The organism is Duganella sp. AC917 (genome assembly GCF_979258245.1).
The window spans coordinates 2,773,865-2,796,319 of sequence record NZ_OZ409848.1 but is presented as its reverse complement, the minus strand read 5'-3'; the positions used below and the strand labels follow the sequence as shown (position 1 = coordinate 2,796,319).

At 66.9% G+C, this 22,455-nt stretch carries 14 protein-coding genes; 8 read left to right on the top strand and 6 right to left on the bottom strand.

The annotated features are described in order from the left end of the window. Positions 1-33 precede the first annotated feature (33 nt). A complete protein-coding gene (locus ACZ0BA_RS12020; RefSeq protein WP_463451507.1) occupies positions 34-2,442 on the top strand; it encodes a beta-L-arabinofuranosidase domain-containing protein in 2,409 nt (802 codons plus the stop codon). A gap of 103 nt (positions 2,443-2,545) precedes the next feature. Then, positions 2,546-6,322, top strand: a complete 3,777-nt coding sequence (locus ACZ0BA_RS12015; RefSeq protein ID WP_463451506.1) for an ATP-binding protein — start codon at positions 2,546-2,548, stop codon at positions 6,320-6,322. Here ACZ0BA_RS12015 and ACZ0BA_RS12010 read toward each other — a convergent pair. The 5 genes from ACZ0BA_RS12010 to ACZ0BA_RS11990 all read right to left on the bottom strand — a co-directional run bounded on the left by ACZ0BA_RS12010 (position 6,319) and on the right by ACZ0BA_RS11990 (position 12,392). After that, positions 6,319-7,287 (bottom strand): GlxA family transcriptional regulator, encoded by a 969-nt coding sequence (locus tag ACZ0BA_RS12010; RefSeq protein ID WP_463451505.1) that lies wholly within the window; start codon positions 7,285-7,287, stop codon positions 6,319-6,321. The two genes, ACZ0BA_RS12015 and ACZ0BA_RS12010, sit on opposite strands and share 4 nt — an antisense overlap. Further along, positions 7,284-8,258 (bottom strand): SLAC1 family transporter, encoded by a 975-nt coding sequence (locus ACZ0BA_RS12005; RefSeq protein WP_463451504.1) that lies wholly within the window; start codon positions 8,256-8,258, stop codon positions 7,284-7,286. The genes ACZ0BA_RS12010 and ACZ0BA_RS12005 overlap by 4 nt, the downstream gene beginning before the upstream one ends. A gap of 107 nt (positions 8,259-8,365) precedes the next feature. After that, positions 8,366-10,618, bottom strand: a complete 2,253-nt coding sequence (locus ACZ0BA_RS12000) for a xanthine dehydrogenase family protein molybdopterin-binding subunit (protein ID WP_463451503.1) — start codon at positions 10,616-10,618, stop codon at positions 8,366-8,368. Further along, on the bottom strand, positions 10,615-11,112 hold the full coding sequence (locus ACZ0BA_RS11995; protein WP_463451502.1) for a (2Fe-2S)-binding protein: 498 nt from the start codon (positions 11,110-11,112) through the stop codon (positions 10,615-10,617). Before ACZ0BA_RS11995 ends, ACZ0BA_RS12000 begins: the two co-directional genes overlap by 4 nt. Next, entirely contained in the window at positions 11,109-12,392 is a 1,284-nt protein-coding gene (locus ACZ0BA_RS11990) for a c-type cytochrome (protein WP_463451501.1), read from the bottom strand. The genes ACZ0BA_RS11995 and ACZ0BA_RS11990 overlap by 4 nt, the downstream gene beginning before the upstream one ends. 213 nt (positions 12,393-12,605) lie before the next feature. Here ACZ0BA_RS11990 and ACZ0BA_RS11985 point away from each other — a divergent pair, with 213 nt between their 5' ends. The 3 genes from ACZ0BA_RS11985 to ACZ0BA_RS11975 all read left to right on the top strand — a co-directional run bounded on the left by ACZ0BA_RS11985 (position 12,606) and on the right by ACZ0BA_RS11975 (position 15,224). Continuing rightward, on the top strand, positions 12,606-14,048 hold the full coding sequence (locus tag ACZ0BA_RS11985; protein ID WP_463451500.1) for a sensor histidine kinase: 1,443 nt from the start codon (positions 12,606-12,608) through the stop codon (positions 14,046-14,048). Further along, complete coding sequence (locus ACZ0BA_RS11980) at positions 14,026-14,676, top strand: response regulator transcription factor (RefSeq protein WP_463451499.1); 651 nt, start codon at positions 14,026-14,028, stop codon at positions 14,674-14,676. Before ACZ0BA_RS11985 ends, ACZ0BA_RS11980 begins: the two co-directional genes overlap by 23 nt. Positions 14,677-14,822: 146 nt before the next feature. After that, complete coding sequence (locus ACZ0BA_RS11975) at positions 14,823-15,224, top strand: response regulator transcription factor (RefSeq protein WP_463451498.1); 402 nt, start codon at positions 14,823-14,825, stop codon at positions 15,222-15,224. Here ACZ0BA_RS11975 and fur read toward each other — a convergent pair. After that, positions 15,187-15,639: a ferric iron uptake transcriptional regulator gene (gene fur, locus ACZ0BA_RS11970; protein WP_463451497.1), complete on the bottom strand. Its 453-nt coding sequence runs from the start codon at positions 15,637-15,639 to the stop codon at positions 15,187-15,189. The genes ACZ0BA_RS11975 and fur overlap by 38 nt on opposite strands. A gap of 140 nt (positions 15,640-15,779) precedes the next feature. Here fur and ACZ0BA_RS11965 point away from each other — a divergent pair, with 140 nt between their 5' ends. The 3 genes from ACZ0BA_RS11965 to ACZ0BA_RS11955 all read left to right on the top strand — a co-directional run bounded on the left by ACZ0BA_RS11965 (position 15,780) and on the right by ACZ0BA_RS11955 (position 22,445). Then, positions 15,780-18,962, top strand: a complete 3,183-nt coding sequence (locus ACZ0BA_RS11965) for a hybrid sensor histidine kinase/response regulator (protein ID WP_463451496.1) — start codon at positions 15,780-15,782, stop codon at positions 18,960-18,962. 256 nt (positions 18,963-19,218) lie between these two features. Then, a complete protein-coding gene (locus ACZ0BA_RS11960; RefSeq protein ID WP_463451495.1) occupies positions 19,219-19,710 on the top strand; it encodes a type 2 periplasmic-binding domain-containing protein in 492 nt (163 codons plus the stop codon). Continuing rightward, positions 19,707-22,445 carry a bifunctional diguanylate cyclase/phosphodiesterase gene (locus ACZ0BA_RS11955; RefSeq protein WP_463451494.1) on the top strand — a complete coding sequence of 913 codons (2,739 nt, stop codon included), beginning with the start codon at positions 19,707-19,709 and terminating at the stop codon, positions 22,443-22,445. Before ACZ0BA_RS11960 ends, ACZ0BA_RS11955 begins: the two co-directional genes overlap by 4 nt. Positions 22,446-22,455: the final 10 nt, after the last annotated feature.

Sequence of the window (22,455 nt, the reverse complement as noted above, 5' to 3'; positions counted from 1 at the left end):
ATTATTGGATAACATCGTCTATTCAGGATAACCATGCGCGCTTCGTCACCGTTCCGTCACCGCCGATTGATACTGCAAGGCGCCGCCAGTCTGGGGCTGATATCCGGGTGGAGCGCCAAGGCCAACGCCGCCACGGCCACAGTCGCCGGCGCCGCTGCGGCCACGGCGCCTTCACCGCCTTCCACGCCATCATCCGCCACGGCGGTGCCGTTGTCGGACGTGCGCCTGCTGCCTTCGTTTTATGCCGACGCGCTGCAGGCCAACCAGTCCTACCTGCTGCGCCTGAGCGCCGACCGGTTCCTGCACAACTACCATCTGTTCGCCGGCCTGCCGGTCAAGGGCAAGATCTATGGCGGCTGGGAGTCGGACACCATCGCCGGCGAAGGGCTGGGCCACTACCTGTCGGCACTGTCGCTGATGCACGCGCAAAGCGGCCTGCCGGCGCTCAAGCCGCGCATCGACTACATCGTTACCGAACTGGCACGCGTGCAGAAAGCACAGGGCGACGGCTATATCGGTGGCTTCATGCGCAAGCGCAAAGACGGCACGGTGGTCGACGGCAAGGAGATCTTCCCCGAGATCATGCGCGGCGAGATCCGCTCGGCCGGATTCGACCTGAATGGCTGCTGGGTGCCGCTGTATAACTGGCACAAGGTGTTCGCCGGCCTGTTCGATGCACAAACCCACGCCGGCAACGCCCAGGCGCTGCAGGTGGCGACAGGGTTGGCCGGCTACATGGCCAAAGTCTTCGACGCCTTGAACGACGAACAGCTGCAGCAGGTGCTGGCGTGCGAACATGGCGGCATCAACGAAAGCTTCGCGGAGCTGTACGCGCGCACCAACGACGAACGCTGGCTGGCGGTCGCGCGGCGGCTGTATCACCACAAGGCGCTGGCGCCGCTGGCGGAGGGCCGCGACGAGCTGGCCAACCTGCATTCCAACACGCAGATCCCCAAGTTGATCGGCCTGGCGCGCCTGTATGAGCTGAAAGGCCGCCAGAGCGACGCCGACACCGTCAAGTTTTTCTGGAAGACGGTGACGGACCATCACAGCTACGTCATCGGCGGCAACGGCGACCGCGAATATTTTTCCGGTCCCGACACCATCGCCGCCCATATCACCGAACAGACGTGCGAAGCCTGCTGCAGCTACAACATGCTGAAGATGACGCGCCACCTGTATAGCTGGTCGCCGGACGCCGCCTATTTCGACTACTACGAGCGCACGCACCTGAACCACATCATGGCGCACCAGAATCCGCGCACCGGCATGTTCACCTATATGACGCCGCTGATGTCCGGCGTGGCGCGCGAGTACTCCAGCGAGGAGAACGATTTCTGGTGCTGCGTGTTGTCCGGGATCGAGAGCCACTCCAAGCACGGCGACTCGATCTATTGGGAGAACCGCGACACCTTGTTCGTCAACCTGTACATTCCGTCGCTGGTGCAGTGGCGTCGCGCGTCAGCGACGCTGGAGATGACAACGCGCTATCCGTTCGAAAGCGATATCGACATCAAGGTCAAGCGCCTGGCCGGCCAGCGCTTTTACACGCTGGCCTTGCGCATCCCGGCGTGGGCTTCCGGCCATACGCTGCTGGTCAACGGCAAGCCGCACGCGGCCAGCAAGGACAAGGGCTACCTGTACGTGCGGCGCCGCTGGCGCGCGGGCGATAGTGTCCGTTTGACTTTGCCGCTGGATCTGCGGCTGGAATCGGCGGCCGGCAACGACAAGGTGGTGGCGCTGTTGCGCGGCCCGATGGTGCTGGCCGCCGATCTGGGCGCGGCCAATAAACCGTTCGACGGGCTGGCGCCGGCGCTGGTCGGCGCCAACATCCTGGCTTCGTTCAAGGAGGCCGACAAGGTGAAGGCGGTGTATCGCACGGTCGGCAGCGGCCGGCCCGGCGATATGAAGTTCACGCCGTTCTTCGCGCAGTACGACCGGCGCGCGGCGGTGTACTTTAACGCCTACAACGAGCAGGAATGGGCGACCTCGGAAGCCGCGTTCAGGAAGGAGGAGGCGCGCCTCAAGGACCTGGCCGACCGTTCGATCGACGTCATGCACCTGGGCGAGATGCAGCCGGAGCGCGACCACGACCTGCAATCGGATATCTCGTATCCGGTGTCCTATCGCGGCCGCATGGGCCGCGACGCCCGCACCGGCGGTTACTTCAGCTTCCGCATGAAATGCGGGCCGGGCCAGCTGGTGCTGCAGGCCAGCTACTGGGGCGAGGAGCGCAACCGCGACTTCCACATCAGTATCGATGGCGAACGGGTGGCGCGCGTGAAGCTCGATGGCAGCCATCCCGGCGAGTTTATCGACCGCGATTACGTGTTGCCGGAGAAATTAACCAGTGGAAAGACCAGCATCGTGGTCCGCTTCGATCCGGAGCCGGGCCACACGGCGGGGCCGGTGTTCGGCGCGCGTTTGTACGTGCAGCGCTGACGGGGAGGCAGGCCGCAACTGGCGCGGTTTCAATCAGACTCCGTGGTTACAGATTTAATGATACGCTCGTAACATTGTTATTCTGTAATTAAACGAGGCTTTTATGAACCTACCGGCATTGCCCCAGCTGCCGGCCGCGCGCTTTCTCACCGCGCCGGGAGAATTGGGTGCGCAGATTTTGGCGTTCGATTGGGCGCGCACGCCATTGGGGCCGATCGAGGATTGGCCGCACAGCCTCAAGACGGTCGTCAGCCTGATGCTCAGCTCCCGCCAGCCGATGTGGATAGGGTGGGGCGAGCAGGCCACTTTCCTGTACAACGACGCTTATATCGGTGTCCTCAGCATGGCCAAGCACCCATGGGCGCTGGGACGTCCGGCGGCGCAGGTGTGGTCGGAGATCTGGGATATCTGCGGTCCGCTGGCCGACCGCGTGTTCGAGCATGGCGAGGCCACCTTGGCCGATGACGTGCGCCTGTTCATGAGCCGCGGCGATTATCTGGAAGAGACCTTTTACTCATTTTCCTATAGCCCGGTGCGCGATGAATCGGGCAACGTGGCGGGACTGTTCTGCCCCAATCTGGACGTCACCGCCAAACACCTGAACGCCCGCCGCCTGCGCACCCTGTCGGACATGAGTACCCGCGTGCTGCAGGAGAAAACCGTCAGCGGCGCCTGCGCGGCGGCGATGGCCAGCATCGGGCAGAATCCGGACGATGTGCCGTTTGCGATGCTGTACCTGGCCGACGGCTATGCGGGCGACGCGAGCGGCGGCCCGGCCACGCTGGCGCAGGCTACGCATCCCGGCCTGCCGCGCCGGCTGTTCCCGGTCGACGAGGTTATCGCCGACGGCGCCACCCGCGTCGTGGCGCTGCGGCGGTCTGCGGAGAGGGAGGCGGAATCCCCGTTCCCTTCCGGTCTGGCCAATCAGCCCATGCGCGAGGCGCTGGTGCTGCCCTTGATGGGGCCTGGCGTGCAGCAAAATATCGGCGCGCTGGTGCTGGGCGTGAGCGCGGCGCGCCGGCTCGACGCCGACTATCGCAGCTTTCTGGAATTGATCGCGACCCAGACCGGCAACGCGATCCAGCAGGCGCGCGCCGCCGAGGAAGAACGCCAGCACGCGGAGATGCTGGCGGAACTCGATCGCGCCAAGACCCAGTTCTTCAGCAATGTCAGTCACGAGTTCCGCACGCCGCTCACATTGCTGCTCGGTCCCATGGAGGATGCGTTGGGTGACGCCACCGCGCCGCTGCCGCCCGCGCAACGCGCGCGCGTGGAGCTGATGCGCCGCAACGGCCTGCGTCTGCAAAAGCTGGTCAACACGTTGCTCGAGTTCTCGCGCGTGCAAGCCGGCCGCGCGCAGGCGAGCTTCGTGCCCACCGATCTGGCAGCGCTGACCGCCGATCTGGCCAGCAGCTTCCGGTCGGCCATCGAAGGCGCCGGCATGCGGCTGGTGGTCGACTGCGCGCCGCTCGCGTCGCCGGTGTATGTCGATCCGAATCTGTGGGAGAAAATCGTTCTCAACCTGCTGTCGAACGCGTTCAAGTTCACATTCGAAGGCCAGATCGCCATCGCCCTGCGGCAGGCCGGAACCAACGCGCGCTTGACGGTAAGCGACAGCGGCACCGGTATTCCGGCGGACCAGCTGCCGCATCTGTTCGAGCGCTTCCACCGCGTAGAGGGCGCGCGCTCGCGCACCCACGAGGGCTCGGGCATCGGCCTGGCGCTGGTGCACGACCTGGTGGCGCTGCACGGCGGCGCGATCGGTGTCGACAGCGAGCCGGGGCAAGGCACGGTGTTCGCTGTCGAGATCCCGCTCGGCAGCGCGCATCTGGACCCGGCCCAGGTGCGCGAGGAGAGCCTCGAGGCGTGGCGGCCGACGGCGGTGCAATCGTATGTGGCAGAGGCGGAAGGCTGGATACAAACGACGCAGCCGCCCGCTGACGCCGGGCACGCGCCGGGCGCGCGGCATGGCCGTTTGCTGATCGTCGACGATAACGCCGACATGCGAGACTATCTGCGGCGATTGCTGGGTGGCGTTTGGCAGGTCGAAGTGTGCAACAACGGCCGGGAGGCGCTGGACGCGGTACGGCGCCAGGCGCCCGATATCGTCCTTTCCGATGTCATGATGCCGGAGCTGGACGGCTTCGGCCTGCTGGCGGCGCTGCGCGGCGATCCGGCCACGCGCGATATCCCGATCATGCTTTTGTCGGCGCGCGCCGGCGAGGAGGCGCGGCTCGAAGGCTTGCAGGCCGGCGCCGACGACTATCTCGTCAAGCCTTTCTCCAGCCACGATCTGGTCACGCGCATCGAGGTGCTGCGTTTGCGACGGCAGGCCCGGATGGTGGAGGTGGCGGTGGCGCGCCGCACGCAGAGCATCTTCAGCCAGGCGCCGGTGGCAATCGCCATCCTGCGCGGACCGGAGCACGTGTTCGAACAGGCCAACGCCTGCTACCGGGAGTTGGTCGGACCGCGCGCGCTGGTCGGCCTGCCGATCCGCGCGGCGTTTCCGGAACTGGAAGGGCAGGGCATCTTCGGGTTGCTGGACGGCGTGCTGGCCAGCGGCCAGCCCTACGTGGGGCGCTCGGTGGCCGTGCGGTTCCGGCGCGGCGATGGCGAGGAATTGACCGACTGCTGTTTCGATCTGGTCTACCAGCCGCTGATCGACGATGCCGGCCGCACCGAGGGCGTGGCCATGGTGACCTTTGAAGTGACCGAGCTGGCCAACGCCAAGCGCGCCGCCGATGAGGCCAACCGCGCCAAGGACGAATTCCTGGCGATGCTGGGCCACGAATTGCGCAATCCGCTGGCGCCCATCGTCACGGCGCTTCAGCTGATGCGCCTGCGCGGCGGCGACTATGCGGTCAAGGAGCGTACCGTCATCGAGCGCCAGACCAAACATCTGGTGGCGCTGGTCGACGATTTGCTCGATGTCTCGCGTGTGGCGCAGGGCAAGATCCAGTTGCGGCGGCAATCGGTGGAGATGGCCGAAGTGGTGGCGCGCGCGATCGAAACGGCCAGTCCGCTGATCGAGGAAAAGCGCCATGTGCTGGAGGTCCAAGTGCCGCCCTCGGGGCTGGCGGTGATGGCCGATCCGGGACGTTGCGCGCAAGTGCTGGCCAACCTGCTGACCAACGCCGCCAAATATACAGAGCCGCAGGGACGTTTGAGCGTGCACGCCTGGCGCGACAACGGCCATGCAGTGGTGGCGGTGCGCGACAACGGCATCGGCATCGCATCCGATATGCTGGCATCGGTGTTCGACTTGTTCGTGCAGGAGCGGCAGGCGTTGAGCCGCTCGCGCGGCGGCCTTGGCCTGGGCCTGACGATCGCCAAGAGCATGATGGCGCTGCACGGCGGCAGCATCAGCGCGCGCAGCGATGGCGTTGGGCTGGGCAGCACGTTCACCATCCGCATGCCGGCGCTGGATCAGGTCGTCGACGCGCCGCGCACTGCGGCGTTGGCGCCCGCCGCGCGCCAGGCGCCGGCGAAACCGGTCAGCTCGGGATTGAAGGTGATGGTCGTCGACGACAACGAGGACGCCGCGCAGGCCGTCGGCGAGGCGCTCGAATTGATGGGCCATGAAGTGCACGTGATGTTCGGCGCGCCCGAGGCGCTGGCCAGCGAGGGCGGGCTGCGGCCCGACGTCTGCCTGCTCGATATCGGCTTGCCAGGGATGGACTGCTATGAACTGGCGCAGCGTTTGCGCCAGCAGGCCGGCGAGCGGCCCTTGCGGCTGATCGCCGTCACCGGTTATGGCCAGGACAGCGACCGGCGGCGCGCGGCCGAAGCGGGCTTCGACCATCATCTCACCAAGCCGGTCGACCTGAGGATGCTCGATGGCTTGCTGAGGAAGGGCGCGGTGTCGGGCGCCACGGATTAGCCCACACGGAAGCTGTCGCGGTATTGCCTTGGCGTGACGCCGAAGCGCTGCGTGAATACCAGACGCATACGCGCGGCGCTGCCGAAACCGCAGCGGTAGGCGATCGCCTTGAGCGCCAGCGGTCCGCCCTCCAGCAGATTGCGCGCTGCGTCCACGCGGGCGCGCTGCACGAATTCGGCCGGCGTCACACCCATCTCCCGGACGAAATGGCGGGCGAAATTGCGCGCGCTCATGCCGGCGACGTCGGCCAGTTGTTCGACCGATAGCGGTTCGGCGAGGTGATTCATCACGTACTGCTGGATCGCTGTCGCCAGCGTGTCGGGCGCCGTGGCGTTGGACAGATAAGGGCTGAATTGCGACTGTCCTCCCTGGCGTTGCGCCAGCACCAGCAGGCGCTTGGCGACCGCCAGCGCGACCGCCTGTCCATGATCCTCGGCCACCAGTGCCAGCGCCAGGTCGATACCGGCCGTGACGCCGGCGGAAGTGAGCAACCGCCCATCGCGCACGTGGATGCGGTCATGTTCGATCCGCGCCAGCGGGAACTGCGCGGCCAGCCGCGCGGCGTCGCTCCAGTGCGTGGTGGCGTGTTTTCCGTCCAGCAGACCGGCGCGTCCCAACAGGAATGCCCCGGTGCAGATCGATCCATAGCGCGGCACCGATTGTGCCGCCGCGCGCAGCCATTCCGACAACGGCGCATGATCGGGCGCGCACGCCAGTTGCGGTCCGCCGGCCACCAGCACCGTGTTCCAGTCCGTCATATCGAAGTCGGCGTCGCCCAGCGTATGGTCTGCGCCCAGTTGCTGGCCGTTGGAGGCGCGGATCGGATAAGGCGCGGTGCCGACGGTGAGTAGGCGGTAGCCGTCTTGCGGCGCGACGAAGGCGTTGGCCTCGGCGAAGACGTCCATCGGTCCCGAGACGTCGAGCGACTGCACGCCGGGGAAGATGATCAGCGCGAGCGTTCTCACGACGCCGCGCCCGATGGCGCTACCGGGGCGGCCGGGAAGTAGCCGCCCCTTGCCAGTAGTCGCAACGAACCTGCCGTTACATAAGCAACCAGCAGCAGGGTGGCGGCGAATACCGCGCCGGCCATCGCTTCCAGTACGCCGCCGTGACCGCGCTGCGTCATCAGCATCAAGCCCTGGCCCAGCGTGGCGAGACCGAACGTGTAGGCCCAGTAACCGGGAGCGAAGTCCTGTTGCGCCAACCAGCGCGAGGCCAACGCCAGGCCGGCGAATACGAACAGCGCGTAGCCGGCCAATGCATACGTGACTGCCGCGCTGGCGTCGGCGCCGGCGAGCACCTGGTAGGCGACCAGCGCGACGACCGGCGGCGCGCTGTAAATGCCCATGAAATTGCGGGTTTTGTCCGCCAGACCGCCCGTCATCAGCTGATGCGTGATACTGGAGTCGAGCACCAGCCAGGATATGGCGCCAACGCCGAACAGCATCCATCCATAGTCGGTGTAACCGAACATGCCGGCGGCGAGGGCGTTCACCAGCACACTAGCCGTGTAGGGAAGGAACAGCGGCGGCATGATCTGCGATGCATCGCGCTTGACACTCCAGTGCCCGGCGAGGCGCCAGGCGCCGTACAGCAGATTGACGGCGGAACCAGTCCAGAACACCGGCTTGGACAAAGCCGGCGAATAAGGCTGCATGGTTAGCGCGATCAGGATCACCGATTCCGGGATCAGCGCGAGGAAGGCCGATTGCACCGGGTCGCGCGTTTCGGCCACCGCTGCGGCGCGGTGCGCCAGCCATTTGTGCGCGTACAGCGCGATAAATACGATGAAGGACAGCGCTGCCAGCGCTTGCAGCGCTTCGCCGCCAAGAGGTGGCAGCGACCACAGATGGTGGGCCAGGCGCCATGCATTGCCGGTTTCGGCCAGCCCCAGGGTCAGGGCAAAGAACGATGCCGGCAGCAGTTTGGTTTTCATGATGGGTCTTGGTTGTTGAGCGATGAAGCGATTGTAGGCCGACTCGCGCCATGCATAAACCAGTCAAATAGCGCGTTTTCTGCCAATCGCGGACCGTATCCGGCCGATCACGCCATCAAGTGGGGGCCAGCTAGCGGCAGATCGCGCCATCGCTTGCCGGTGGCGTCGGCCAGCGCGTTGCCGAGCGCTCCCGCCATCGGACCCTGCGCCGCTTCGGCCACGCCTAGGAAGGGCGCGCCCGGCCGGTCGACCAGCACCACATCGACCCTGGCCGGCACATTCGAGTAGCGCATGATCGGATAGCTGGCCCAGTCGACGCTCGCGATGCCGTCCGGGCCGAATTGCAGGCGTTCGTACAGCGTCCAGCTGGCAGATTGCAGGATGCCGCCTTCGATCTGGTTGCGGATGCCGTCCGGGTTCACGCCCTGGCCGCAATCGACAGCGGCCGCCACCCGCACGATTTGGACCTCGCCGGTGCTGCGCTCGACCCGGATTTCAACTGCCAGGGCGACATAGGCCATCAGGTTCTTGTACTGGCCGAACGCGAAGCCGTAGCCATGGTCTCGGCGGCGCTGGCCCTGGCGCTTGTCCCAGCCGAATCGGGATGCGGCGGCGCGAATCACGTCGCGAGCGCGCGCGTCCTCCAGATGGCGCAATCGGAACTCGACCGGATCGGTGTGCGCGGCGGCGGCCAGTTCGTCCATCATGCCCTCGATGGCGAACAGGTTGATGTGGGCGCCCAGCGACCGCATCGCCGAGGTCCGCAACGGCGTCACCGGCAGAAAATGGTTGATCACCTTCGAGGTGGCGAAGGCGTACAGAGGCGCGGCGTTGCGGTCGCCGCCGCCCTCCGGCATCGGCATGGGCTGCGATGGGCTGGGCGTGAACGGCCTGGCCAGCAATTGCGCCGGTATTAGTTTTCCGGCGTTGCCTGGACGTTCGTTGTGCGAGCCGCTCCACAGCTCGTAATGCCAGTCGCAGATCCTGCCGCCGGCGTCGAGCGATGCGCTCAGCTCCGTGCTCATGGCCGGCGCGTACGGCTCCCACTGGTTTTCCTGGTCGCGCATCAGCTGCACACGCACCGGCCGCCCGGGCATGGCGCGGGCGATCAGCGCGGCGTCGGCAGCCACGTCGTCGGCGCCGTTCTGGCCATAGCAGCCGGCGCTCTCGGTGTGGATGCAGCGCACCGCGTCGAGCGGCATCGACAGCATCTCGGCGATCGCCGCGCGCAGCGGATAGACGCCCTGGGTATGCGTCCAAACGGTCAGCTGTGCGGCATCGAGCACCGCCACCGAGCACGATGGACCGATCGAACCATGCAGCACATATTGTTTGGTATAGCGGTTCCGGATGGTGGTCACGGCAACTGCGCGAGCGCTGGCGCGCTTGTCCTCGACCACGATGTCCTGTGCTGGTAGCGCGCGCAGCGCAGCGTGGATGCCGGCGGCGGCCGGCAAGGGCGGCCCCTTGGCCCACTTCGCGCTGGCCGACAAGGCGCGCATCGCCAGGATCGCCTGCCACTCGTCGGCCGCGACCACCGCCAGGTAGTTGCCATCGACGAGCACCTTCAGCACGCCCGCCATGCGCCCGACAGCCTTGCTGTCGGCCGACAGCAGGCGCGCGCCGTAGGCCGGCGGACGCACCACGCGGGCGTGCACCATGTGCGGCATGCGCATGTCCTGCACATAGCTGGCGCCTCCGGTCAGCTTGGCCGGTATGTCCACGCGTGGCAGCGAGCTGCCGATCACCTTGTAGGCGCCGGCGTCCTTCAGCACCGATTTGGCCTGCGCCGCGCGGTGCAGATCGATACCGCGCAGCGCCAGGCCATAGTGCATATTGCGCCCGTCCGGCGCGATGATCGTGCCGGCCCGGGTTGAGAGGCTGTCCGAAGCGACTTTCCATTGCGCCGCCGCGCCTTGCACCACCAGCGCGCGCACCTGGGCGGCGGCGTGCAGCAGGGCGGTGCCGCTGTCGGCCATCGTGTGGCTACCGGCGGTGTACCCTTCGTTCGGCGTGCGGCCGGTGTCGCCGGTGATGAATTCGATGGCGGCCGGCGCCACGTCCAGCTGTTCGGCGGCGATCTGCAGCAGCGCGGTGCGCACGCCGGTGCCCAGTTCCACCTTGCCGGTGAAGACGGTGACCTTGCCGTCGGCGGCGATCCTGATCCAGGCGTCCAGCATTGGATTGGTCTTCAGGCTACCCGCCAGCGCCTTGTCGGCCACCGGCGGCATGCCCATGGCGTTGAACTCGGCGCGCGCGCTGCGGGGCAGCAGCGAGAAGCCCAGCACCAGGGCGCCGGCGCCGAGGGTGGCGCGGCGGCGCAGGTCGATGGTGTCGGTTCGGGTGACTTGAAGTGTCATGGCTTGCTTCCCGCCGTTTTGTGCGCCACTGGGGCGACGCGGCGCGCGGCCGCCACTTCGCCAATGGCCGCGAGGATGCGCATGTGGGTTCCACAGCGGCACAGGTTGGGCTCCATGTGGGCGCGGATCTGCGCGGCGCTGGGCTGCGGGTTCTGTTCGAGCAGCGCCTGCGCGCGCATCACCATGCCGGCGATGCAGTAGCCGCATTGTGCCGCCTGATGCTTGATGAAGGATGCCTGCAGCGGGCCCGGATGGGCGGCGCCGCCCAGGCTTTCGATGGTGCGTACGCGCCGGCCTTCGCAGGCGGCGACCGGCGTCAGGCAGCCGAACACCGGCTGGTCGTCCAGCAGCACGGTGCAGGCGCCGCACTGGCCAAGGCCGCAGCCGAACTTTGCGCCGTTCAGCTCCAGCTGGTTGCGCAGCGCGTACAGCAGCGGCGTGGAGGGATCGATGTCGAGCGTGTGGGTGACGCCGTTGACGGTGAGTGTGTTCATGGCTGGTTCTCCTTGCGAATCTCGGTGACGCGCCGGTCAAGCTCCGGCCACGGTGCGCGCTTGCCGATGTCGGCGCGTACGTAGGCGGCGATGCTGGCGATCTGGGTGTCGTTGAGCGATGCCGCGAAGGCTGGCATGAAGGTGGTCGAGCGCGATTGCGTCCATGGCACGCCGTTCATCACGATCTGTATCAGGTTGTCGGGGCGGGCGCCGGCAACGGCGGTGCTCAGGTTGAGCGGCGGACGCGCGCCCGTCGCCATCATCGGGGCGGCGTCGCCATGGCAGCCGGCGCAGGCGCCGGCAAATAGCGTCGCGCCCTGGCGGATGCGGGCAGTGTCCGCGCTGCCCGGTGGGATGGTCGGGCGGGGTTGAGGGGCCGGCTCCGCTGCGGCCTGCAGCGACATCAAGTAGGTTGCCATCGCCTTGGTGTCCTCGGGCGGCACCAGCGACAGGCTGTGGGCGACCGGCGCCATCGGGCCGGCGGCGGCGCCGTGCTCCGGCGACCAGCCGTGCCGAAGGTACAGCGCCAGTTGTTCGGCGGTCCACGGCTTGGGCGCGCGCAGCAACGCGGTCAGGGCCGGCGCGTCCCAACCGTCGATATTGCCGCCACCGAAGGGTGGACTGCGCTCGCCGCCGATCGGACCGAGCGCGCTGTGACAGGAGGCGCAATGACCGGCGCCATCGACCAGATAGCGGCCGCGATTCCATTCGGCGTCGCGGACCGGATCGGCGGGTTTCGGCCCGCTGCGCAAGTAGAGCAGGTTCCAGCCGGCCAGCAATGGGCGGAAGCCAAGCGGGAAAATCAGCTTGTTGTCCGGGGCTGCGGCTTGTACCGGCGTGCGCGTCATCAAATAGGCGTAGGCGTCGCCGATGTCGGTGTCCGTCAGGCGTGTGTAGTGAATATAGGGGAAGGCCGGATACAGCAGATGGCCGTCGCGGGCGACACCGTGGCGCAGCGCGCGGGTGAACGCGGCCAGTGACCAGTTGCCGATGCCGGTGGCCGCGTCGGGCGTGATGTTGGTGGTGTGGATGGTGCCGAAGGGCGTGCGCAGCGGCAGGCCGCCGGCGTAGGGGCGGCCGCCGGTGGCGGTGTGGCAGACCATGCAATCGCCGATGGCGACGATACGCGCGCCGCGCGCCACGCTGGCGGAATCGAAGCCGCCGGGGGCGGGTGGCGCGACAGGCGCCAGCGCCGGTTGCACCACCCACGCCGCCGCCAGCGCACCTGCCGTCAGCACCGCGATGCCGGCGGCGGCCCATCTCCATGTTGTTCTTTTCATTCCCGGCCCCGATGTTAAGCATTCGTCACAGTCGCTAATGTGCCATTTGGCGGGGCGGCTGTAACCTTTCAAAAGGCAGGGAAGGGGGCGAAGTCGCAAAAACCTATCCGGAGTATAGGATTCAGGCCGCGCGATCCACTCTATAATTGGAGGGATTGCCCATTTTTCTACATTTACAAGGACAGCATGTTTCGGGTACCGAGCACTCCCTGGTTGTCTGGTTTGTTGATTTGCCTGACGTTGCTGATCTTCGCGGTCGATACCTTCACTCCGCTGGACATGGCGGTGGCCGTGATGTACGTGGTGGTGGTGCTGCTGTCGGCCAGCGTGTGGCAGCGGCGCGGCGTGCTACTGACCACTGGCATTTGCCTGGCGCTGACGGTGGGCTCCTATCTACTGACGCATACCTTGGTATTCTCCGGCGCGGCGGCGGGGCGCATGCTGGTCGGCCTGCTGGCCATCGGCATCACCGCCTTCCTGGCGCTGCGCGGGCAAAGCGCCACCAACGCGCTGCTGGCGCGCGAGCACGCGCTGCGCCGCAGCGAGGCGTTTTTGGCCGGTACCCAGCGCATCAGCAAAACCGGCAGCTTCAGTTTCAAGGCGCCCGACGGCGCGATGTACTGGTCCGACGAGGCGGCGCGCATTTTCGGCTACCCGCTGGACGTGACGCCGACGATGGAGCATGTGCTCGAGCGCAGCGCGCCGGACGACCGCCCGCTGGTGCATGCGGCGATGACGCGCGCGCTCGGTGCGCAGGGCGTGGTCGATTTGCGTCACCGTCTGCTGCTGCCGGACGGCCAGCTGAAATATGTGCACGTGCTGGCCGAGCCGCGCTACGACAAGCAAGGCGCCTGCGAATATCTGGGCGCCGTTACCGACGTCACGTCGGCGGTGCTGGCCGAACAGGCGCTGCACAGCGCCCAGGTGCAACTGGCGCACGCCACGCGTGTGACGATGCTGGGCGAACTGGCGGCCTCCATCGCGCACGAGGTCAATCAGCCGCTGGCGGCCATTTCCACCAACGGCGAGGCCTGTTTGCGCTGGATGAACCGCCCGCAGCCCGACCTGGGCGAGGCGCGCGCCACGGTCGCCAGCATACTCGAGGCGAGCGGCCGCGCCACCGGCGTGATCAAGCGCATACGCGCGCTGGCGCGCCGCAGCGATCCGCAGCACGCGGTGCTCGATCTGAACGCCGTCGCCGAGGAGAGCGTGGACCTGGTGCGGCGCGAACTCGATACCCACCGCGTGGCGCTGACCCTGGACCTGGCGCCGCAACTGCCGCTGGTGTGCGGCGACCGCGTGCAGCTGCAGCAGGTGATCATCAACCTGCTGATGAACGCCAGCCAGGCCATGGCCGCATGCGCGCCCGGACAGGCGCTGCTGATGCTGCAAACCCGCCCGGGCGCCGACGGCGCGCCGCAACTGAGCGTGAGCGACTCGGGCCCCGGCATCGCCGCCGACGCCGTGCCGCGCCTGTTCGCGGCGTTCTACAGCACCAAGGAGGACGGCATGGGCATGGGATTGCCGATTTGCCGTTCCATCATCGAGACCCACGGCGGTCGTATCTGGGTGGGCCAGCCGGCTCCGCCCAGCCCCCTGGCCGGCGCCACCATCACCTTTTCCATGCCAGCGTATGAGCCAGACCGACCCGCTTGACCCGAATGATCCGATCGATCATGCCGAAATGCTGGTCTACATCGTCGACGACGAGGCGCCGCTGCGCGAGGCCATTTCCAGCCTTCTGCGGTCGGTCGGCATGCGCATCGCCGCCTTCGCGTCGGTGGCCGAGTTCCTGGCCGAGCCGCGCGCCGATATCACCAGCTGCCTGCTGCTCGACGTGCGCCTGCAGGGCGTCAGCGGCCTCGATTTCCAGGCCGACCTGCAGCGCGACGGCGTGGCGCTGCCGATCATCTTCATGACCGGCCACGGCGACATTCCGATGTCGGTGCGGGCGATGAAGGCCGGCGCCATCGATTTCCTGGCCAAGCCGTTCCGCGACCAGGAGCTGCTTGACGCCATCGACGCCGCGCTGCGGGCCGACCACGCGCGGCGTCGGCGCGACGGCGCGCTGCAGGGGCTGACCGCGCGGTATGCAAGCCTGACGCCGCGCGAGCGCGAAATCATGGCGCTGGCCGCGCGCGGCCTGATGAACAAGCAGATCGCCGGCGAAGTGGGCACCAGCGAGATCACCGTCAAGATCCATCGCGGCAACGCGATGCGCAAGATGCAGGCCAAGACCTTCGCAGACCTGGTGCGCATGGCCGAAGCGCTCGGGCTGGCCTAACCCAGTAACGCGGGGTCTGCTCTCCGACCCCCGGGGTGGGGCGCTAACCTATACCCTCGTATGATTTCCATGCCGCCAGCGAGCCTGTATTGTTCCACCATGCGCAGGACGGCCGCGAGGCGCCGTTCGAACATGGGAGTACCAGTTTGTCTGATCCGGAACCACATTTTTGTCATATCGCCATCGTCGACGATGACGACGCCGTCCGCGTCGGCCTGAGCAGCCTGCTGCGCTCGTACGGCTATACGGCGCAGGCCTTCGATTCGGCGCAGGCCTTGCTGGGCGCCGGCGCAACCACGCTCGACCAGTTTCATTGCGTGATCACCGATCTGCAGATGCCCGGCATGAGCGGCATCGAGCTGCTGGAGGCGTTGCGCCGCCAGGGCAACGCGTTGCCGCTGATACTGATGACCGCCTTTCCCGAGGCGGCGCTGCGCAAACGCGCGCTCCAAGGCGGCGCCGCCTGCTTTTTGAGCAAGCCGTTCGACGCCAGCCAGCTGCTCGGTTGCCTCAGGAGCGCCGCAGCTTCCTTGCCGCCATCGGGCTGATGTTGTCGGCGCAGTCGCCGCAAAAACCGTACAGCGACAACGAGTGCTCGTGCAGCACGAAGTTGCGTTCCCTGGCCACCGCCTCCTGGCGCGCTTCGATCTCGGCGTCGAGGAATTCCTCCATCTTGCCGCAGTTGGTGCAGATCAGGTGGTCGTGGTGGCCGCCTTCGTTGAGCTCGAACACCGAGGCGACCGACTCGAAATGCCGGCGGATCAGGATGCCGGCGTCGGCAAACTGCATCAACACCCGGTATACGGTGGCGAGCCCCATGTCGATGTTTTCGTCATGCAGCAGCCGATAGACATCGTCGGCGTTCAGATGCTTGCTTTTCGATTCCTGGAACAGTTGCAGGATGCGCAGACGGGGCAGGGTGGCCTTGAGGCCGAGCTTGCGCAACTCTTGAGGGATATCCATGCGTCTCTCTAATGATAATGATTCTTATTCGCACTATAGCTGGATTTTATTTCCTTGGCAATACAGTATTCTTGGGTGCGCCGCCTTTTTATGTTCAGGACAAACTATAATCTCCGGACAACATTTATTTTCCGGATACAGTGAATCATCCCTTCCTCAATGGCGGCGGCCAAGTTGCGCAGATAATTGCTTCCCGCGACTGGAGCAGGACCGCGCTTGGCCCCATCGACGCCTGGCCGCAGTCGCTCAAGACCACGGTGGCGCTGGTGCTGCGCTCGACCTTGCCGATCGTGCTGTTGATGCGCGAGCAGGGGGTGATGATCTACAACGACGGCTACGCGGTGTTTGCGGGCGGGCGCCATCCGATGTCGCTGGGCGCGAATGTGCGCGAGGCCTGGCCCGAAATCGCCGACTTCAACGACCATGTGATCAAGGTCGGCCTGACCGGCCAGACCCTGGTCTACAAGGACCAGGAGCTGACCGTCAACCGCAACGGCGGGCCGGAACAGATCTGGATGGACCTGGACTATTCGCCGGTGCTCGACGAAGCCGGCACGCCGGTAGGCGTGATGGTGCTGGTGATCGAGACCACCGACAAGGTCAAGGCCGAGCGCCGCATGCGCAACGAGGCCGAACGGATGCGCATCATGTTCGAGCAGGCGCCCGGTTTCATGGCGATGCTGTCCGGCCCCGATCACGTGTTCACGTCGGCCAATCCGGCCTATATGGAACTGGTCGGCCAGCGGCAGGTGATCGGCCTGCCGGTGCGCGAGGCGCTGCCGGAGGCGAACAGCCAGGGCTTCGTCGGCCTGCTCGACCGGCTGTACGCGTCCGGCGAAACCTGGTCCGGCACCGCCGTGCCGTTCTTCCTGGCCGCCGTCGGCGAGCGCCCGGCGCGCGAGCGCTTCCTCGATTTCGTCTATCAGCCGCTGCGCGACAGCGGCGGCGCGGTGTGGGGCATCTTCGTGCAGGGCGCCGACGTGACCGACCGCGTGATGGCCGAGAACCTCCTGCGCGCCAGCGAGAACACCTTCCGCACCTTGTCGCAGACGATACCGAGCCAGGTCTGGCAGGCCAACGCCGACGGTGGCCTGGACTGGTTCAACGACCAGGTCTACCGCTATTCCGGCACCCGGCCCGGCGAATTGGACGACAACCGCTGGGCCGAGATTGTCCATCCCGAGGATATGGCGGCGGCCAGTCATGCGTGGAGCGTCGCGGTGGCGACCGGTCGGACCTTCGAGACCGAGTACCGCATCCGCCGCGCCGACGGCATCTACCGCTGGCATCTGGTGCGCGCCTTGCCGATCATCGACGACCACGGCGTGGTGCAGCGCTGGGTCGGCACCAGCACCGATATCGAGGACCAGAAGTCGACCGCCTACAAGCTGCAGCAACAGGTGGCCGAGCGCACCGCGGAGCGCGACCGCATGTGGCGCTATTCCACCGACGTGATGCTGGTGGTGACCCTGGACGGCTGGGTGGTCGCGATCAATCCGGCCTTCACCCGCCTGCTCGGATGGGAGGAGGCGGAGGTGATCGGCACGTCGCTGTATAAATTGATACACCCGGACGACATCATCGCGTCAGAGGGCGAAATGGCCTCGCTGGCCGAGGGCCGGCACACCTTCAAGTTCGAGAACCGCACGCTGCGCAAGGGCGGCGGCCACGCGATCCTGTCGTGGACGGCGGTGCCGGACGAGCGCTTCGTGCACGCCGTGGGCCGCGACATGACGGCCGAACGGGCGGCGGCCGACGAGATGCGCCGCACGGCGGCGGCGCTGCAGCAGTCGCAGAAGATGGAGGCGATCGGCAAGCTGACCGGCGGCGTGGCGCACGACTTCAACAATCTGCTGCAGGTCATCTCCGGCAACCTGCAATTGCTCGGCGCCGACGTCAAGGGCAACGCGCGCGCCGAGCGGCGCCTCGACCATGCGCTGGCCGGCGTCACGCGCGGCGCCAAGCTGGCCAGCTATCTGCTGGCGTTCGGCCGGCGCCAGGCGCTCGATCCGCGGGTGGTCAAGATCGGCCGCTTCATCGCCGGCATGGAGGACATGTTGCGGCGCACGCTGGGCGAGGAGATCGAAGTCGAGACGGTGATCTCCGGCGGCTTGTGGAACACCCTGATCGACACCGCGCAGGTGGAGAACGCGGTGCTCAACCTGTGCATCAACGCGCGCGACGCGATGGACGGCGTGGGCAAGCTGACCATCGAAGTGGGGAATGCGCTGCTGGACGACCAGTACGCCGCCACCCATCCCGAACTGGCGGCGGGCCAGTACGTGATGATCGCCATCAGCGACACCGGCAGCGGCATGAGCCCCGAGGTGCTGGCGCAGGCGTTCGATCCGTTCTTTTCGACCAAGCCGGAAGGCAAGGGCAGCGGCCTGGGATTGTCGATGGTGTACGGCTTCGCGCGGCAGTCGGGCGGCCACGTGAAAATCTACAGCGAACAGGGGAGCGGCACCACCGTCAAGCTGTACCTGCCGCGTTCCACCGATGTCGAGGACGCGCCGGCGCCGGTGGAAATGCGCGCGGTGGTGGGCGGCCAGGAGACCATTCTGGTGGCCGAGGATGACGACGGCGTGCGCGCCACCGTGGTCGAAATGCTGAGCGAGCTCGGTTACCGCGTGCTCAAGGCGAACGACGCGGCCAGTGCGCTGAGCATCATCGACAGCGGCCTGCAGATCGACCTGCTGTTCACCGACGTGGTGATGCCGGGCGCGCTGCGCAGCCCCGAGCTGGCGCGCAAGGCGCGCGAGCGGCTGCCGGGCATCGCGGTGCTGTTCACGTCCGGCTATACCGAAAACGCGATCGTGCATGGCGGACGGCTCGACGCCGGCGTCGATTTGCTGGGCAAGCCTTATACCCGCGAGGCGCTGGCGCGCAAGGTGCGCCACGTGCTGGCCAACCGCCAGCATCAGACCCAATTGACGTCGCAGCCGCCGGCGGTGGCCGGCGGTGGCACGGGAACGGCCTCCACAGCCGGTCTGCGCATCGTGCTGGTGGAGGACGAGAAGGAGTTGCGCGAGACCACCACCGAGCTGCTCGAGTTGCTGGGCCATGCGGTGCTGCCGGCCGGGGACGCGGCCGCCGCGCTGGTGTTGTTGGAGCGCGACGCGGTGGACGTGATGATCACCGATATTTCGCTGCCGGATGTGTCGGGCGAGGTGCTGGCGGCGCGCGCCCGCGCGTTGCGGCCCGACCTGCGGATTATCTTTGCCAGCGGTCAGCATCCGCGCTTCCCGCTCGAGGGCGCGCAATTGTTGCTCAAACCGTTCAGTGTCGAGAAGTTAATGCAGACGTTGAAGATGGTTGCTTAAGTAATACTATTGATGTTGTTCTACTAAAAATTAAAGTGGTTTTTGGATAGAATCTTTGGTATATTGCTTTACTTCATCTAAAGTTGCTCTAAGGAAGTTTTCTGGTGGCGGCTGCCGCCATGTGGCGACATTACCACCTTTCCCATTCTGAAGAACAGACGCCCGTCTGCGGTCGCTGGCGCCCTCACGCCCGGACCCTTTGTACTGGCGATCACGCCGTCAACGTACCATCGGGAACACAGATTAGGAATTCCGCATGACCGATCCATTCTTACTTTTGCCCGCGCTACGTTCGCGCACCCTGCGTTTCCTGATCATCTTGACTTTGACGTTGCCGGCCTTGCTAATGGCCCAAGCTTCGGCGTTTGCCGTCGGTGCCACCCAGCACGAACCCGTGATCGTCGTCTCAACCCGTAATCCGGTGTCGTCGTTGCGTTACCAGCAGGTCGCCGCCATCTTTCTGGCGCAAACCGACCGCTTTCCCGACGGCGCGGCGGCGGTGGCGCTCGATCTGCCGCCCGGCAGCGCGCTGCGCGACGCCTTTTACCTGCGCGTGGCGGACCGCTCCCCGGCGCTGATGAAGGCTTACTGGAGCAAGATGGTGTTCACCGGACGCGGCCAGCCGCCGCGCGAGCTGCGCAACAGCGCCGCCGTGCGCCGCCTGGTGGCCGACAACCCGGCCATGATCGGCTATATCGACCGCGCCGCGCTCGACGCCAGCGTCAAGGTGCTGGAGGTGGCGCCATGACGCCATCCAGGGCCGCCGACAGTGTGCGTTCGCGCTGGCTACGGCGCGGGCTCGACACGCATATCTCGCTGCCGCTGTTTGCACTGCTGCTGCTGGTGGCGATCTGGTTGTTGTCGCTGCACGAAATCGATGTCGAACGCGGGCGTGCGCGCGAGGCCGCCGCCGACACGCTGCGCGAAGTGCTGGGCACTTACGAATCGCAGGTGGTGCGCGGCCTGGACGGCATCGACCAAACGCTGCGCGTGCTCAAGTATGCGGTCGAGCGGCGCGGGCCGCTGGGGGCACTGCCGGAACTGGGCCGCGAGGGCTTGCTGCCGTCCGGCCTGGTGTTTGCGGTCAGCATCGTCGACCGCGACGGCATGACGGTCGCCAGCAGTCCACGGGCGGCGGCGATATCGGTCGCCAACCAGCGTTATTTCAAGTTCCACCAGGAGCGCGACAGCGGCGCGACCTTTGTCGGCGAGCCCGCGCGCGATCTCGCCAAGAGCGACTGGCACCTGCATTTCACGCGCCGGCTCGACGACGACAAGGGCAACTTCGCCGGCGTGGTCATCGTTGAAACCGATCCCGCCTATTTCACCAGCGGTTACGAGCGCAGCCGCATGGGCGAGCGCGGCATGCTGGGCCTGATCGGCACCGACGGCGTGGTGCGCGCGCTGCGCATCGGCGACAAGGTCACGTTCGGCCAGCGGATGGAGGCGCAGGCCACGCCGACGCCGGCGCCAGCCGCCCGCCCGCTGGCGATCGCCTGGCCGCACCCGCAGGACGGCGTGCGCCGCTTCACCGGCGTCAGCGAGCTGCATGGCGTGGCGCTCAAGGTTGTCGCCGGGCTCGACGAGCAGGAACAGATGGCGGAGTTCGAGCGCAAGCGCAGCGAGATGCTGTGGCGGGCCGGCGCTGCCAGCCTGGCGCTGGCCATCGCCACCGGCCTGCTGTGGCTGTGGTCTTGGCAGGGCGCGCGCCACCGCGCCCGCGTGCGGCGCGCGCAGGAAACCTACGCGGCGGCGTCGGCGGCCAGCCTGGACGCCTTCTTCGTCATGCGCGAGGTGCGCGACGGCGCCGGCGCGATCGTCGACTTCAAGATCGTCGACGCCAACTGCCGCGCCGAACAGTTCACCGGCGTGAGCCGCGAGCGGCTGTGCCGCACCACCTTGTTGCGGCTGGTGCCGTTGGCGCGCGAGAACGGCATGTTCGCCGACCTGGTGCGCGTGACGCAGGCCGGCGGCGTGCACGAGCAGGAGTGGGAGAACAACATTCCCGAGCTGAGCGCGCGCTGGTTGCACCAGCAGGTGGTGCCGGTCGAAGGCGGCATCGTGGCGATCGTGCGCGATATCACCGAGCGCAAACTGGCCGAGGAACGCCTGCAGCATCTGGCCCACCACGACACGCTGACCGGGCTGCCGAACCGCATCCTGATCACCGAGCGGCTGGAACTGACGCTGGCCGAAGCCGGCAATAACGAGAGCAGCGGTAGCGGCAGCGGCAGCGCGGCCGGTGTATTGGTGGCCTTCATCGATCTCGATGGCTTTAAACTGGTCAACGACGGCCTCGGTCACAACGCCGGCGACGCGCTGCTCAAAGTGGTGGCCGGGCGCATGGCCGCCTGCCTGCGTCCGGGCGACACCGTGGGCCGCTTCGGCGGCGACGAATTCGTGCTGATGCTGCGCGAGCCGGCCGCTGTGGAATCCGCGCACGGTGCGGCGGCGGTGCTGGAGCGGGTGCGCGAGGCGGTGCTGCAACCGATCAGCGTCGGCGGGCAGCAGGTGCAGGTCAGCTGCAGCATCGGCGTGGCGGTCCATCCCGCCGATGGCGCCGACGCCGAAACGCTGCTGATGCACGCCGACGCCGCGATGTACCGCGCCAAGGAGCTGGGCAAGAACAACTGCCAGTTCTATGCGCGCGAAATGAACGCCGCGATCGAACAGAAACTGGTTCTGCTCGAGGGCATGCGCCAGGCGCTGGAGCATCGGCAATTCCGGCTGGTGTACCAGCCCAAGGTGGACCTGCGCACCGGCCGTATTTTCGGCGCCGAGGCGCTGGTGCGCTGGGAGCATCCCGAACACGGCGTGATCGGACCCGACCGTTTCATCCCGCTGGCCGAGGAGAGCGGCATGATCGTGGCGCTGGGCGAGTGGGTGCTGCGCGAGGCGTGCCTGCAAAACCGCGCCTGGCAGCGCGCCGGCCTGCCGCCGCTGTGCATTTCGGTCAACGTCTCGCCGCGCCAGTTCGAGGAAGCACGGCTGGTCGAGCGCGTGGCGCTGGCGCTGGCCGACAGTGAGATGGCGCCGCGCTGGCTGGAGCTGGAGGTGACCGAGGGCGTGATCATGCGCGACCTGACGCGCGCGCTCGCCAAGATGGAGCAGTTGCGCGCGATGGGCGTGGCGCTGTCGATCGACGATTTCGGCACCGGTTATTCCAGCCTGTCGGCGCTCAAGTCGTTCCCGATCAGCACCCTGAAGATCGACAAGTCCTTCGTGCGCGACCTGGCCCACAGCGCGGGCGACCAGGCCATCGCCAGTTCCATCATCGGCCTGGCGCACCGGCTCAAGCTGCGCGTGATCGCCGAGGGCGTGGAAACCGAGCAGCAGCGTGGCTTCCTGCGCGAAAACGGCTGCGACGAGATGCAAGGCTATCTGTTCAGCGAGCCGCTGCGTCCGGAGCACCTGGCGGCGTTGCTGGAACGCTCGTCCGGCCCTGCGCCGCAACCAACGCGGCGCAGCCGGGTCGCGGCTTGATTTTTAGCGC